The sequence below is a fragment of the Burkholderia sp. AU30198 genome (assembly GCF_020419825.1).
GTDB lineage: Bacteria > Pseudomonadota > Gammaproteobacteria > Burkholderiales > Burkholderiaceae > Burkholderia.
In genome coordinates this window covers 88,169-102,611 of the sequence record NZ_JAIZSA010000016.1, presented here as the reverse complement: position 1 = coordinate 102,611, position 14,443 = coordinate 88,169, and the positions used below count along the sequence as shown (strand labels likewise).

Annotated in this window: 14 protein-coding genes; 1 reads left to right on the top strand and 13 read right to left on the bottom strand. The window is 62.9% G+C overall.

Translation table 11 applies throughout. The annotated features are described in order from the left end of the window. The first annotated feature begins 23 nt into the window (after positions 1–23). Entirely contained in the window at positions 24–1,544 is a 1,521-nt protein-coding gene (locus LGN19_RS29475) for a sensor domain-containing diguanylate cyclase (protein WP_226218652.1), read from the top strand. Between the two features lie 441 nt (positions 1,545–1,985). Here the strand turns inward: LGN19_RS29475 and LGN19_RS29470 are convergent, their stop codons facing one another. From LGN19_RS29470 to LGN19_RS29410, 13 genes are all read right to left on the bottom strand, one after another. Beyond that, positions 1,986–3,140: an acyl-CoA dehydrogenase family protein gene (locus LGN19_RS29470; RefSeq protein ID WP_226218650.1), complete on the bottom strand. Its 1,155-nt coding sequence runs from the start codon at positions 3,138–3,140 to the stop codon at positions 1,986–1,988. 22 nt (positions 3,141–3,162) lie between these two features. After that, complete coding sequence (locus LGN19_RS29465) at positions 3,163–4,227, bottom strand: acyl-CoA dehydrogenase family protein (protein ID WP_226218648.1); 1,065 nt, start codon at positions 4,225–4,227, stop codon at positions 3,163–3,165. 144 nt (positions 4,228–4,371) lie between these two features. Further along, positions 4,372–5,520: a CaiB/BaiF CoA transferase family protein gene (locus LGN19_RS29460; RefSeq protein ID WP_174957566.1), complete on the bottom strand. Its 1,149-nt coding sequence runs from the start codon at positions 5,518–5,520 to the stop codon at positions 4,372–4,374. A 173-nt stretch (positions 5,521–5,693) separates the two neighbouring features. Next, the gene (locus LGN19_RS29455) at positions 5,694–6,812 is read right to left on the bottom strand and encodes a porin (protein WP_122950353.1); all 1,119 of its coding nucleotides are present in this window, start codon (positions 6,810–6,812) and stop codon (positions 5,694–5,696) included. Between the two features lie 298 nt (positions 6,813–7,110). Beyond that, positions 7,111–8,133, bottom strand: coding sequence for a 4-hydroxy-2-oxovalerate aldolase (dmpG, locus tag LGN19_RS29450; RefSeq protein ID WP_174957567.1), 1,023 nt, complete (start codon positions 8,131–8,133; stop codon positions 7,111–7,113). A gap of 14 nt (positions 8,134–8,147) precedes the next feature. Continuing rightward, the gene (locus LGN19_RS29445) at positions 8,148–9,092 is read right to left on the bottom strand and encodes an acetaldehyde dehydrogenase (acetylating) (protein WP_226218646.1); all 945 of its coding nucleotides are present in this window, start codon (positions 9,090–9,092) and stop codon (positions 8,148–8,150) included. A gap of 13 nt (positions 9,093–9,105) precedes the next feature. Further along, positions 9,106–9,894 carry a 2-keto-4-pentenoate hydratase gene (locus tag LGN19_RS29440; protein ID WP_122950350.1) on the bottom strand — a complete coding sequence of 263 codons (789 nt, stop codon included), beginning with the start codon at positions 9,892–9,894 and terminating at the stop codon, positions 9,106–9,108. A 10-nt stretch (positions 9,895–9,904) separates the two neighbouring features. Further along, entirely contained in the window at positions 9,905–10,810 is a 906-nt protein-coding gene (locus LGN19_RS29435; protein WP_226218645.1) for an alpha/beta fold hydrolase, read from the bottom strand. Between the two features lie 75 nt (positions 10,811–10,885). Then, positions 10,886–11,503, bottom strand: coding sequence for a TetR/AcrR family transcriptional regulator (locus LGN19_RS29430; RefSeq protein ID WP_175221966.1), 618 nt, complete (start codon positions 11,501–11,503; stop codon positions 10,886–10,888). A gap of 129 nt (positions 11,504–11,632) precedes the next feature. Further along, positions 11,633–12,367: a class II aldolase/adducin family protein gene (locus LGN19_RS29425; protein ID WP_122950348.1), complete on the bottom strand. Its 735-nt coding sequence runs from the start codon at positions 12,365–12,367 to the stop codon at positions 11,633–11,635. Further along, the gene (locus LGN19_RS29420) at positions 12,364–12,702 is read right to left on the bottom strand and encodes a non-heme iron oxygenase ferredoxin subunit (protein ID WP_122950347.1); all 339 of its coding nucleotides are present in this window, start codon (positions 12,700–12,702) and stop codon (positions 12,364–12,366) included. Before LGN19_RS29420 ends, LGN19_RS29425 begins: the two co-directional genes overlap by 4 nt. Positions 12,703–12,710: 8 nt before the next feature. Continuing rightward, positions 12,711–13,586: an SDR family oxidoreductase gene (locus LGN19_RS29415; protein WP_226218643.1), complete on the bottom strand. Its 876-nt coding sequence runs from the start codon at positions 13,584–13,586 to the stop codon at positions 12,711–12,713. Beyond that, positions 13,487–14,431 (bottom strand): VOC family protein, encoded by a 945-nt coding sequence (locus tag LGN19_RS29410; protein ID WP_226218641.1) that lies wholly within the window; start codon positions 14,429–14,431, stop codon positions 13,487–13,489. The genes LGN19_RS29415 and LGN19_RS29410 overlap by 100 nt, the downstream gene beginning before the upstream one ends. Positions 14,432–14,443: the final 12 nt, after the last annotated feature.

Sequence of the window (14,443 nt, the reverse complement as noted above, 5' to 3'; positions counted from 1 at the left end):
CGGCCTCCCATACGAGCACGAACATGCCCGCACTCACTTCGATCGAGAAAATTGCCGACTGGGCCGGACGCAACTATCTTGTCGTCGGGGCATTGGGCACGCTGATGTCGCTTGCCGCGCTCGGAATCAGCGCGGCGACACTGTGGGCCGGCCGGAGCGAAGTGATAGAACACGCACATGAGACGTCGCGCAACGTCGCAGCCGTGCTGGTGAGCCAGATCGCACGCACCGTCGAAACGTCGAACAGCGCACTGGTCGCACTCGCGTCCGATCTCGGCAAGCCCCCGGTGCAGCGTATGGACGCCGGGCTGCGGCACGACCTGCTGTTCGAGCGCACCGCAGCCCAATATGTCACCGGCATGGGCGTGACCGACAAGTTCGGTCAGTTGATCGACGGATGCTGCAGCGCGACCCACCATTGGGATTTCAGCGATCGCGACTACTTCAAGGTTCATCGCGACGCTGACGACGTCGGCCTCTACGTGTCCGAGGCCTATCGCGCGCGCTCGCGCGGCGGCAAGGAATCCATCGCGCTGTCGCGGCGCATCGACCGGCCGGATCATACGTTCAACGGCATCGCGGTGGTCGCCATCGACCTCGCCTATTTCGAGCAGCTCCTGTCCGGCCTCGACGTCGGGCCGAACGGGGTCAGCGCGATCCTGCGCGCGGACGGCACGATCCTCGCGAGAAATCCGTCGTTGAACGACAGCCAGATGAACCACCTGCGTCACTCGAAAACCTTCAACCGGATGGTGAACAGTGAATCGGGCTTCTATCCCGCACGGTCGAGCATCGACGGCACCATGCGGCTGTATACGTATCAGCAGGTGCGGGGCACGCCGCTGATCGCCGTCGTCGCGCCGGCCGAGCGCGACGTGCTGGCGGGCATTACGCGCCTGTCGTGGACGGTCGGCATATCCGCAACCGTGATCAGCGCACTGTTCTGCGCGGTGGTCTGGCTGCTTGCGTTTGCGCTCCGGGACAACCTGCGCAAGCAGACGCGGCTCATGGACCTCACCCGGACCGATCCGCTGACGGGCCTGTGCAACCGCCGCGCGCTCGACATCGCGCTGGCCGACGAATGGGAACGGCTGCAGCGGGGCAGCAACGGCAGCCTGTCGATTCTGTTCATCGACGCCGACCACTTCAAGCAATACAACGACCGGCACGGCCATGCAGACGGCGACACGGCACTGCGCTTTCTCGCCGAATGCATCCGCACGCACACGCGGCGTCGCGGTGATCTCGCCGCGCGCTACGGCGGCGAGGAGTTCGTCGCGGTGCTGCCGGATACGGACGAAAGCGGTGCCGCGCAGGTCGCGGAGGCCATTCGACGCGCAGTCGAATGCAACCGGCTCGACGGGTTTGCGGAAACCGTTCCGGCCTTCACCGTCAGCATCGGCTGCGCGACCGGTCATCGCGCCCGCCCCGCGACCGTGCACGCGCTGTCACATCAGGCGGACATGGCGCTTTATCGTGCCAAACGCGAAGGCAGGAATCGCGTGTGTTGCGCGGAAACGGAGCCACTCGCTCGCCTGGCTTGACCGGCCACGGGGCGGGTCTGTTTTTTCGGCAGCAGAACAACCGCAAACGATTGCTTCGGATAACGTTACAAAAATACGCAGCCGAGGAGGCCGCCCGCGCCAGCGAACAGGGCCGCGGTGCCGGCTGCGCCCGACAGTCAAGCCCTTTTCCAGTTCCGACAGAGGATCGTCGCGACCGCCCCGGTCGCACAGATTGGCCCGATGATCAACGCGCAGAAACACCCCGCGCGCGTCCGACAGCGAGGACAGCTTCCCGCTCCACTGTCGGACGGGGCGTGGACGGATTCTGGCGAACCCGGGCGCACCATGCTTGACCGAATTTGCTCGACCACTTCCATCAGCAGGTCGAGCAACGCACACCACTCATTGCCACTGCTTCTTCCCGGCAGACCGCGTACCTTGCGGCTTACCGAGTCGACTATTCAGTTGTGTGCGCGGCGCTCAATTCAGTTCCTTGCCGGAATAGCCGAGCAACCACCTCGCGACGATCAGACGGTTGATTTCACCCGCCCCTTCGAAAATGTCGAAGATTCGAGCATCCCGAAACCACTTCTCCGCCAGATGATCTTCCGTCAGCGCGAGCGGTCCAAGGAGTTCCATACATTCCTGCGTAATACGGCGCGTCGCCGAACCACCCAGTGCTTTCACCATGGAAGCCTCGATCATCGTCCGCTCGTCCGTGACACCGCTCGCTTGCTCGCGCCACTTGGCATGCAGGATCGACAACTCGGTTGCGTCATGCAGCGCTTCGAGCGCGATCAAGCGATTGTGCACGGCGGATCGTGCATTGCACCCTTGCGCATAGTTGGGTGCCTGGTCCGTTCGACGAAGGTTCTCCTTCACCATATCCAGCATGTTGCGCGCGGTCTTGAGACCGAACGCGGTCACCATCGCGCGCGATCCGTTGAACACCATCATCGTGCGCTTGAAGTCGGCGTCCAGTTTGTTCGTTGACGGCACGCGACAATCCTGCAGCACGAAATCCGCCGTGTCCCACGCGCGCATGCCCATCTTGTCGACTTGCCCCAGCGGTTGCAGCCCCGCCATCCCCTTCTCGACGACGAATGCACAGAACGGACGGATACCGCGCTCGTCTGGCGGCCCCTTCAGCAGGACGACTGCGCCCGCTGCTTCCCCGAAGCCCGAACAATAGATCTTCTCGCCATTCAGCACCCATTCATCGGTAGCCCCGTCGTATCGGGCGTTCCCGACCATCGCTCGCGGATCGGATCCCGCGCCCGGTTCAGAAATGGCAATCGACAGCAACTTGTCGCCGAAGCGCTCGATCTGATCCGGCGTACCCGCATACTGGATGATCTTCGTCCCGAGGAATCGATTCGTGTCGCGCCGCATCCGCACATCGGGGTATTCCAGCTGCAGCAACGCCTGCGTCACGATCGGCCCGCTCGTGTCGGCCGGATCGGATGCGAGCAACGCGTAGGGATCCGGGCGCCCCGAAGCCTCGGGAAGTTCCACCGGCTCGAGCTCTTCGTGATGCTGATCGTAATAGCGTGCGTATCCGCGGGCGATTTCCGCATCTTCGCGTGCAATGTTTACCAGGTACTCGTCTTGGGGGGTGAGAGTAAAGTCAACCACGTTTGATCTCCTTGTTGACAGGTCAGACGCCAGCCACGCCTTCGAGCATCGAAACCGCGCGCGCATTCCGATACCACATTTCAATCGGATGCTCGCGTACGAACCCATGACCGCCGAAGATCTGCAACCCTTCGTCTGCGATCGACATCGACTGGCGCGCGGCATACGTGTATGCGAGCTGCGCCGAACGTGCGGCGTCCTTCCCGTTCGCCAGCTCGGACGCCGCCCGCCACCCCATCAGACGCATCGCCGCCACGTCGATGTGCATATCCGCGAGACGGAAGGCGATCGACTGTTTGCTCGCGAGCGCCGAACCGTGAACCACCCGATCCTTCGCATACGGGATGACGTATTCCATGACGCCTCGCGACAAGCCCGTCATCACGGCGGCGAGCCCCGCGCGCGACGAATCGACAAGGCGCTGAACGTTCGAACCCGCGCCGTTGCCGAGGCGAGCCGTATGCGGGACACATACGCCGTCGAGCCGGACGTCGCTCAATCCGAGCGCACGGAGACCGACCGTCGGGACCGGCGCCTCGACATGGCATCCCGCCGTGTTGCGCTCCACGATGAAGGCAGCCCGTTCGCCGTCGGCTTGCGCGACGACGAGAAAATGGCTCGCGGCGGAAGCCAGCGGGACCAGCGTCTTGCGTCCGTTGAGCCGCCATCCGTCTTCATCTCGCACCGCCGTGGTCGTCAGCGACGACACGTCCGAGCCGAAATGCGGTTCCATCAGCGCAATGGCCGCAGCATGAAACGCATGCCCCTGAAACACCGGCAACAGCTTCTCCCTCTGCTGAGCCGATCCCTGATCCAGAATCGCCTGGGTAAACGCGACTGGCGTCGCCAGTGCAAGCGCGAGTGTCGCATCGGCCGCGGCGAGCTCCTCCAGCACGATCGCATTGAGAATCGAACATCGCTCCTGACCGTCGTCGGCTTGCATCTGTACGAGGCCAGTCGACCACAGCGCGTCCAGCGTCGAGGCGGGAATCGCCGAAGCCCTGTCCAGCTTCTGTGCAATCGGCCGCAACTCCCCTTGCGCGAAGCTTCGCGTTGCGTTGCGTGCCAGTTCCTGCTCCTCGCTCAAATCGAATGTAATCAAGTCTCTCTCCTGTTCTCCTGCACATCGCAGTTCAAATCCGTCCCACCCGGCGTTGCTGTTCCGTTCGCGACATTCGCCCGCGTCGACCGCGGAGAATGCGCGACCATTCCGCCGTCAAGACTTCGCGGGTCAGTCATCCGTATGGCGCAGAATCTCCGCCGTGTGTTCGCCAAGCAGCGGTGCACGCGCGGCGACCTCCACCACTGAACGACTGAAACGCACCGGGAAGTTCATTTGCCGGATCACACCGAATTCAGGATCCTCGTGATCGACATAGACATGGCTGCTTCTGACTTGCGGGTCGTCGAAGAACTCGTCCAGCGTATAGATCGGGCCGATCGCCACCCCTTCGGATTCGGCACGCGCCAGCACTTCGGCGCGTGTCATCGTCGCTGCCTTGCCACCGAGCGCTCGCCACATCTCGCCGTTTCGTTCGATTCGTTTCGCCGCCGACTTCCAGGTGTCGTCGTTCAGCAGGTCCTCCCGGTCGAAAAGCCGACACGCAGCCGCGAACTGGTCGTCGGTCTGGATGTGACCGATGACCCAACCATCGCGCGTGCGCAGCGGATGATGAATGTCGAGCGCCGGGGCCTGGTGTGCATCGGGCGTGCGGAACGTATAGTTCCCGATGTTGTCCGTGAGCCCGAACCACGAGAACGCGTTCAACAACGACGCATCGATGCGCTGCCCTTGCCCGCCACTACGTTCGCGGTGCAGCAGTGCCGCGAGAATCGCGCTTGCCGTGATCGTCGCGGTCGATTTGTCCACCATCAGATTGCGGATCGGCTCGGGTGCGTCGCCGCGCCCCTGGAGATACATGACGCCCGTCATGCCCTGAAGGACATGGTCGTATGCGGGCTTCGACGCGTAGGGCCCCGACTCGCCAAAACCGGAAATCGACGCGTAAATCAACTTCGGGTTGGCACGCTGGAGTGGCTCGTAGCCCAGGCCAAGTCGCTCCATCACACGAGGGCGCATGTTGTGAAGCAGCACGTCGGACGACAGCGCCAGCTCCCGAGCGACTTCCAGATCGCCGGGCGTCTTCAGATCCAGCACGATGCTTTTCTTCCCGCGGTTCACCGTCATGAACAGCGCCCCCATGCCGTTGTGAAATGGCCCGACCCTGCGCATCGGATCGCCTTCCGGCGGCTCGATCTTGATCACCTCCGCCCCCATGTCCGCCAGAATCTGCCCTGCCAGCGGAGCCGATACCATCGAACCCAGCTCGAGCACGAGGAGCCCCGAACAGGGACCGCTCGTTTTCGCTTCGTCGCTCATTTCTTCCTCCAATGACCCAACGTCATGCCCGAGATTTCAGCGTCGGCACGCTCTCGCCTCGTTCAATCGACTCGGGTCAATCTCATGTGTGTAGGAAATCCTCAATACAAAATCGATCGATTCACTCCATTAATATGGATATCGAAATACTTGAATTTCAAAAAAACAGACCGTCAGAAGAGATGCCGTATCCCCACCATCGCGCCGGCCTGTCCGACTCCGGGTGCCGGCACGGCCGGAGCCAGGCTACTCGAAGACACGGAATACACTGCACCGTGCCCGCTGTTCTTCATGTAAGCCAGCAGCCCATACAGCGCGGTCCGCTTGGAAAGGTTGTAATTGGCACGAAAAATCCCCATCGTGCCGTCCGCGTCGTATGAACGGTTCCTGACGTGAAGCACTTGCGCGTCGAAAACCCATGCGACGTACGGGACCGATACACCGAGATAGCTGAGATCGGTTCGCACCGTCCGAACGTCTCCCTTGATCTCGCGATGCAGCCAGCCGCCCCCGACCTTGACCTTCCCGACGAGAAAATAGCCGTTTGCCTGGTATCTTCGATCGGTATCGCCCGAGTTCCCGAAAGCCACACCACTCAAGCCCGGCACGACCGTCATCGCCGTGGCGCCGGCGCCACCGCGCTGCTCGTCATAGATGAGTGCCGCGCCCCAGTTCGACCGGTCATATTTCAGCATCGTGGTTAGCGCGCGGCACGACATCGTGTCGCCCGGAAGCTGCCCGCCGCAGTTGCTTGCAGGCAAGCCGTCGCGCCCGAACGAATAACTGACCCCGACCGTCAAATCCGCGAATTTCCCGCGATACTCGACGCTGTTGTCCGCCCGTGCGGCAGCCAGATAGCCATCGAACGAGCCCATGCTGAATGCGGCGGGACCGATCACATCCGCATCGGCCATGCCGTACATGGTCATGTTCATTTGCCGGCCGACAGTCAATTGCCCCCATGCGCCCTTCAGTCCGACGAACGACTGCCGTCCAAACAGGCGGCCATTCTGAAGCGAGGTCCCGGACGCTGGCGAAAAACCGCTTTCGAGCGTGAATACCGTCTTGATTCCTCCCCCCAGATCCTCTTCGCCTCGCAGCCCCCAGCGGGACGGCAAATCGCCGCCGCTAATGGTCGGGAGTCGAACCATCGCCCCGCCTGTTGGTGACGCGTGCGTAAAGAACTCCACGCCCGTATCGACGATGCCGTACAGCGTGATTGTCGATTGCGCGCATGCCGGCGCACAGATGCTTGCCAGTGCCGCAAGCAACACTGCTCGTTGATGTTTCATTTGTCTCCTTGACCATGGTGATGGCTCGTTTTTTTACCGCGCGATTCCATCCGGGGGCAGCGCGTTCATGCCGATACGAATATCGGCATTTCGCACCGTTATTATTAAAAACAGACTATCTTGTTTTTATTATTCGAGTTGAAACGGCCTCCTTGCGCCAGGAAAAATTACCGTTTCTGATACAACGAAACGCGGATTTGTGAAGGCGTGCCACGCCGCTCTGAATCGGCCGACCACCGATCGCCGTGCCGGCAACCGGGCCCGGTACCACACGGGCGAAGCAACACCCCCCTCGCGATCACGCCGTATCGCGCAAGAGATCCAAAGCGACATCCACGATCATGTCCTCTTGCCCGCCCACCATCTTCCGGCGCCCCAACTCGACGAGGATATCGACGGTCTTCAGACCATACTTCTCCGCAGCGGCCTCCGAATGGCGCAGGAAGCTCGAATAGACACCCGCATAGCCAAGCGCGAGCGTCTCGCGGTCGACTCGCACCGCGCGATCCTGCAACGGCCGCACGATATCGTCTGCCGCATCCATCAGCGCATACAGGTCCGTCCCGTGGTTCCAGCCGAGCCGCTCCGCCGCCGCAATGAACACTTCGAGCGGCGCGTTGCCCGCGCCCGCGCCCATGCCGGCCAGGCTTGCGTCGACCCGGTCACACCCCGCCTCGACTGCGGCAATCGAATTCGCAACACCGAGGCTCAAATTGTGGTGCGCGTGGATACCGGTCTGCGTGGCCGGATCGAGCACCGCCTTCAACGCGTGGAAGCGGTCGCGGATATCGCCCATCGTCATCGCGCCACCCGAATCGACGACGTAGATGCAAGTCGCACCGTAGCTTTCCATCTTCTTCGCCTCGACCGCCAGGTTCTCCGGCGTCGTCATGTGGCTCATCATCAGGAAGCCGACCGTGTCCATGCCCAGCGAGCGCGCAAAGTCGATATGCTGCTTCGAGATGTCGGCTTCGGTGCAGTGCGTCGCGACGCGCACGACGCGTGCCCCCGCGTCGTAGGCAGCCTTCAGGTCGTGAATCGTGCCGATACCCGGCAGGAGGAGCGTGGCGATCTTCGCCTGCTCGACCACTTCAGCCACCGCCGCGATCCATTCGAGATCCGTATGTGCGCCAAAACCGTAGTTGAACGAGGATCCTCGCAGACCATCGCCATGCGCCACTTCGATGCTGTCTACGCCGGCTTTGTCCAGCGCCCGAGCGATACGCCGGGCATCCGCCACGCTGTACTGATGTCGAATGGCATGCATCCCGTCACGCAGCGTGACATCCGAAACGTAGATCTTCTTGCTCTTGTCATACATGATCTATTGCCCCCTTAAGCCACGACGGACTGACGCGCCGCCATCCGTTCCGCCGTGGCAAGCGCCGCGCTGGTCATGATGTCCAGGTTCCCGGCGTAGCTTGGCAGATAGTGCCCCGCGCCCTCGACTTCCAGGAAAATCGACACCTTCATGCGCGGCGCCCGCGGAGCGGCCGGTTCCTGCGGCATGCGTCCATTGAACGCGTCGAACTGCACGACCTGCTTGAGCCGATACCCCGGGACATACGAACGAACCGAAGCCACCATCTGCTCGACCGATTCGACGATCGCCGCCTGGTCGGCATCGCCTGAAACCAGGCAGTACACCGTGTCGCGCATGATCAGCGGCGGCTCCGCCGGGTTGAGGACGATGATCGCCTTGCCGGCCTGCGCGCCGCCGACTTGCACGATTGCGCTCGACGTGGTCTCGGTAAACTCGTCGATATTGGCTCGCGTACCCGGGCCGGCAGAGCGACTCGAAATCGACGCGACGATCTCGGCGTACTCGACCGGCGCAACGCGGGAAGCCGCTGCGACCATCGGAATCGTCGCTTGCCCGCCGCATGTCACCATGTTCACGTTCGGCGCATCCAGATGTTGGTCGATGTTCACGGCCGGAACCACGAAAGGACCGATCGCCGCCGGCGTCAGGTCGATCACGCGCACGCCGTGCGGGCGCAGCAGCCGTTCATGCATCGCGTGCGCACCGGCGCTCGTGGCGTCGAATACGTAGCGCATGGATCCGAAATCGGGGTGGGCGAGCAACCCGTCGATCCCCGTCGTCACGATCGGCACGCCCATACGCTCGGCCCGCTTCAGGCCATCCGACTCGGGATCGATGCCGACGAATGCCCCCATCTTCAAGTGCTTGCCGTAGCGAAGGATCTTGACCATCAGGTCGGTGCCGATGTTTCCGGATCCGATGATGGCGACTGCCTGTTTTTCGTCAATCGAATTCATGGGAACTACCTCATCAGGAGAAAATCGCCCGTACCGGCGCAAAGCCGTCGATGTGCGCCGTATAGGTATGGCCGGCCTTCACCGCCACCATCGGGCCGAGCGCACCCGTAAGAATCACGTCGCCGGCGCGCATCGGCGTGCCGACCTCGACGAGCGTGTCCGCAAGCCAGCGGGCGGCATTCAGCGGATTGCCGAGGCACGCGGCTCCCGCACCTTGCGATACCGTTTCTTCGCCGTCGGTCATGCGCATCGTCGCGCCGGCCAGATCGAGCCTCGCAAGCGGAACCGGCTGCGTGCCGAGCACGAACAGACCTGACGACGCGTTGTCCGCGACGGTGTCCACGAAACGGATATTCCAGCCCGCGATGCGGCTGGCCACCACTTCGATCGCGGCCAGCGCATAGGCTGTTGCGCCGATCAGGTCGGCCACGGTGTGCCGTTCATGGGTGAGATCCTTCTCGAGCACCAGCGCAATCTCGGCCTCGGCCTTCGGCTGCAACAAGCGATTCGGGTCGATCGGCTCACCGTCCACGATGGCCATGTCGTCGAGCAACGTGCCGAAATCCGGACGGTCGACGCCGAGCTGCTGCTGAACGGCCGGCGACGTCAGACCGATCTTCCTGCCGACGATCCGCCTGCCGCTGCGCACCTGGCGCTGGATGTTGATCTGCTGTACCGCATAGGCCAGCGCCGCCTGAGCGTTTTCGTCCCGCCCTTCGAAGCGCTCCCTCACGGGCGCACAGGGTGCGTTGCGTTGCTGCGCATCCCACAGCAGCTCGGCAATATCGTTTTCCAGAGTCATGTCGGGGCTCTCACTCGACCGCGCCGGTCTTGAAAAACTTCACCGCGACGTCGTTGAACTCGTCGATCGCTTCGTACTGGGGCCAGTGGGCCGAATTCCCCTTCATGAAATAGAGAATGCTGCCCGGCACCTTCGCCTGTGCGGCTTTCACCGATTCGGTATCGTGGATGGGGTTGTCGTGCGTCCACAGGAACAGCGTCCCCTCGGGCAGCTTCTCCAGCGGAATCAGATAGTCGTCGTGATGCGCGAGAATTTCGTTGAGCAACGGCAGCACCGCGCGGCTTTCCGGGCGCAGGTAGATGCGCAGGCGCAGATCGACCAGTTCGTCGTCCACCAGGTGACGGTTGTCCGGATGCATCAGCCAGTGCATGCGGGCCTGCACCGATTCGTAGGTGGGCGTGCTATCGATGTTGCGCTTGTTCAGCCCGATGAAGGTCTCCAGATCCTGCTTGCCCGTCTGAGTCACGATCGGGATACCGCCCGCCGTATTCAGCATGAGGCGTCGCACGCGATGCGGATTCGCCGCGGCGAAGTGTCCGGACACCCAGCCCCCGAGCGATTCACCCGAGAGGTGAGCCTTTTCGATACCGAGCGCATCCATCAATTCGCCAAGCTGCTCCGCAAGCATGACCGGGTTGTATTCCCGAACCGGCTTGCTGGACAGTCCCTGGCCCACATAGTCGAACGCGACTACGTGAAAGTCCGTCGATAACGGCACGATATTCTTCGCATAGGCCTCCAGATGGCCGTTGATGCCATGCTGCAGGATGAGCGTTTCGGGATTGCCTTTCCCGGCCTCGGCGATGCGGATCGTACCGAAGTGCTGCGTGTCGACGTAGCGGATTTCCGCGCCGAGCATGTCAAGCCAGAGACTCATGGGGTTTTCCTCGAAAAGAAGCAGAAACGACAACGCCACCCCTGCGGGATCCGCAGGGGTGGCGTTGGAAGACGAAATGAGGGTGTGAAAGGGCCGTGCGCCGGCCGGTGCGCGTTACTGCGGCGGCAGGCTCGCGCTCATGTAGGCACGCGCGATCTTCGACCACTGCTCGGTCGTGAAGCGCGTATATTCCGGATCGTTGCGCAGAAAGCGCCGCATGACCATCCCGCGATAGATACTCTGCGTGATGTTCAGGACGGTTCGCGCCGGCTCTTCCGCCAGCCCGGAGCGCAACAACGCGTCCAGCCACGCCTTCTCGATCGGAAGCCGGTGCTTGCGCGAGATCGTGCGGACCTTTTGCCGCAACTCCGGTTCGTGATCGCCGAGATTCAGCAGCGACATCGAGATGATGAAATTCGGCCCAAGATAAAACTTGGCGGAATCCTGCATCAGCGCGTCGAGAAGGTCGTCCTCCGGCTTCAGACCGTCGATCAGCTTCATGCTGGCTTCGGTCGATGCCTCGTAGAGCTTTTGCAGCGCAGCAAGAACCAGCGCCTCCTTGGTCGGGAAATGATGCGACTGCGCCCCGCGCGACACGTTGGCCGTCGCGGCGACCTGTTCGACCCGGAATCCCGCATAGCCTTTGCTCGTCAGCTCGCTGACCGCCGCCTCCAGTATCCGCGCACGCATCTCCTCGCGTCGCTCTGCCTGGCTGCGACGTCGTTCTGGCACTTTCTTTGTCATCGTAACGTGTTGAGTCGGCTGAAACCGGCATTACACTACCCCACACGACGACCTCGCGGCAAGCGCCGACACCGTGCGGACGTATCGTCGGCGCCATCGACCCGCCATATCCGGACTTCATGACACGGTCCCCCAGGCGGGTGACGGAAACGCGGCTTCCGGTGCGATGGCCTCAGGATCCCCTGTCGTCAGGTATTCCCACAACCGCTCGAACACCGCGCCCGAGCTGACCTGACGCGAAGCAACCTCATCGCGGGTCAGGCACGCCGACTCCGCGCCTTGCGCGCCCGCCATGGCGCGCACGAGCGTCTCGACGCGCGCCGCCTCCTCCAGGCACCACGCGAAGCCGGCGGCCAGTTCGATGTTCGGCCCGACGGCGATGGCGCCGTTCGCCCGCATGACCAGAGACGGGGCATCGCCCAGATGCGCTGCCAGTTGCGCGGCCAGCGCATCGTCACGCAGCAGCCGAGGGTCATCCCAGAACCTGCAGGCCGCATTGAACGCCCCAACCCCGTGCCGGGGGCTGGGCACGATGCGCAGCGTCGACAGCGCGACCACGTTGGGCGGCATCACACGACACACGCCGCCGACGTCCTCGCGCATCCGGTAGATCTGCTGATGGATACGCACCTCCCCGAGCACGCCCGGCGGCAGCGGCGCATCGATCCGGACGATGGTGCCGGGTTCGTGCTGGCCGATGCATCCCATCGGTCGCGACGCGCAAACGAGAAAGGACGTGTCGTCGATCCGTGCGCTGCAGTGCCCCCACGCCTGTACGAGGCCGTGGCGCGCGAGCGCTCTTGCCGCCACGCGTACCCGGCGCTGGAGGACGGAGAGATCGACGCCGCTCATAACGCGTGTGCTCCGGCGTCGACGAAAACCCGACCGCCATCGATCTTCACCGGCCAGCTACGGATCGCGTGCTCGCACGGCATCGCGCACGGCGCGCCGCTACGAACGTCGAACCGGCCGAAGTGCCAGCTGCATTCGACTTCATATCCGTCGAGCGACCCGTCTTCGGACAATGACGCATCCCCATGCGAGCAGATGTCGTCGGTCACGTAGAACGCTCCGTTGACGTGATAGATCGCTACGGCATGCCCGGACGGCAGCGTGCCGCGGCGGATTTCACCGTCAGCCACTTCGTCTGACGCACAGAGTTCGACCATTTCAGTTGTCGTGTTCATTCCGATCCTCACAACATCGCGCTGCCGCCGTTGACACTGATTACCTGACCGGTGACGAACGCCGCCTCCGGCAACGCCAGATAACCCACCATCGAAGCCACTTCCTCGACCTCCCCCACCCGGCCGATCGGAATCACGTCCACGAACCGTTGCGCGAGGTCCGGATTCGACTGCTTCACTTTCACCCACGCGTCCGTATTCACCGCGCAAGGCGCCACCGTGTTCACGGTGATGCCGCTCAACGCGAATTCGCGCGCCAGGCCCGTCGTCAATGCATGCACGCCGCCCTTTGCCGCGTTGTATCCCGCGTGATCGGGAAGGCCGTTGCGAACCGAATCGGCACCGATGTTGACGATCCGGCCGTACGCCGCAGCGACCATGTCCGGCAGAAACACGCGGCTACACCAGATGGCCGTCCACAGGTTCCTGTCGATGGTTGCCTTCAGCGTCTCGGGCGTGTGCTCGAGGAACGGGCGGATGACACCGCCGCCGGCACAGTTGACGAGGATCTGCGCGGGCCCGAAGCGCTTCGTGACAGCGCGATGCAACGATTGCACGCCGCGCTCCCTGGACAGATCCGCCGCGTGCGCGGCAATCGCGTTGCCGTACGACTTCGCGAGGCGTTCGCGACTGGCCGCCAGCCCTTCGCGATCGAGATCCGACACCATGACCTTCGCGCCCAGTCGCAGCAACCGCTCGGCAATGCCCAACCCGATGCCGTGAGCGCCGCCGGTGACCACCGCGACACATTCATCCAGACTGTTCTGTTTGTTTTTCATCACGCTCAACCGATCACCTTCTGAATCCTCGACACCGACGCCTCTTCTCCTGCGCACTCGATCGGACCGCTGCGGCCGAACTGGCCGTCCGGCACCGCGCCCCACACGTCGAGCGACTCGGGTACGGGCTCCATGTAGCGCGGCGGCCGGGCGCCGTGTTCCGCGAATTCCTCCATGCCAAAGCTGTACTCCACGGTGATCCCGTCCGGATCGAGGAAGTAGAAGAAGATGCTGTCGGACGGCGGATGCCTGCCCGGGCCGAACACCACCTTCACGTCGTGCTTCTTGATCCGGTAGAGCGCCTTGCCGATGTCGTCGATGTCCGTCACCATGAAATTCACGTGATGGAAATGATTGCTGCTCGCCGGCCCGACCGCGAACGTGTGATGAAACGGATTCGGATGGCAGCGCATGAACGCGATGCGATCCTCGATCAGATCCGACACCCGGAATCCGAAATCGCTCACGAGCGAATCCCGGCTCGCCGCGAAGTTCTCGGAGCCGATCACCACGTGGCCGATGCGGGCGATTTTCGCGACCGTCGGCACGAACGGCTTGCCCATATGCGTGTTGCCGACGAACAGCTCGAACAGCAATCCGCTATGGCGTTCCCGCACCCGGAATCCCGGGCCCTGCTTCATCTGCCGGGATTCTTCCTGCGGCACCCAGGCCGGTGCCATGTCGAGCCGCTCGAAATGGTCGAACGCTGTCCGAACGTCGCTTTCCTGCTCCAGTTCGAAACCCACCCGCTTGAGCCCATGTTCCGGCGACTCGCACAGGAGCATGCTGTGATGATCCCGGCCGCATCGCAGATACGCGACACCCTCGCTCCGTTGCATCAGCTCGAGGCCGACGATCTCCGTATAAAACGCGATGGAGCGGTCGAGGTTGGTGACGTTGAGCGCGGCGTAGCCAAGTTTCTTGTAGCGGAAAGGAAGCGTGATATCCATGATTGGCCTCGC

Bases quoted from the DNA above. Each gene is read 5' to 3' on its own strand.
- LGN19_RS29425 (WP_122950348.1), bottom strand. From the start codon at position 12,367: ATGAGCGGCGTCGATCTCTCCGTCCTCCAGCGCCGGGTACGCGTGGCG.
- LGN19_RS29455 (WP_122950353.1), bottom strand. From the start codon at position 6,812: ATGAAACATCAACGAGCAGTGTTGCTTGCGGCACTGGCAAGCATCTGT.
- LGN19_RS29410 (WP_226218641.1), bottom strand. From the start codon at position 14,431: ATGGATATCACGCTTCCTTTCCGCTACAAGAAACTTGGCTACGCCGCG.
- LGN19_RS29475 (WP_226218652.1), top strand. From the start codon at position 24: ATGCCCGCACTCACTTCGATCGAGAAAATTGCCGACTGGGCCGGACGC.
- LGN19_RS29440 (WP_122950350.1), bottom strand. From the start codon at position 9,894: ATGACTCTGGAAAACGATATTGCCGAGCTGCTGTGGGATGCGCAGCAA.
- LGN19_RS29420 (WP_122950347.1), bottom strand. From the start codon at position 12,702: ATGAACACGACAACTGAAATGGTCGAACTCTGTGCGTCAGACGAAGTG.
- dmpG (WP_174957567.1), bottom strand. From the start codon at position 8,133: ATGTATGACAAGAGCAAGAAGATCTACGTTTCGGATGTCACGCTGCGT.
- LGN19_RS29460 (WP_174957566.1), bottom strand. From the start codon at position 5,520: ATGAGCGACGAAGCGAAAACGAGCGGTCCCTGTTCGGGGCTCCTCGTG.
- LGN19_RS29445 (WP_226218646.1), bottom strand. From the start codon at position 9,092: ATGAATTCGATTGACGAAAAACAGGCAGTCGCCATCATCGGATCCGGA.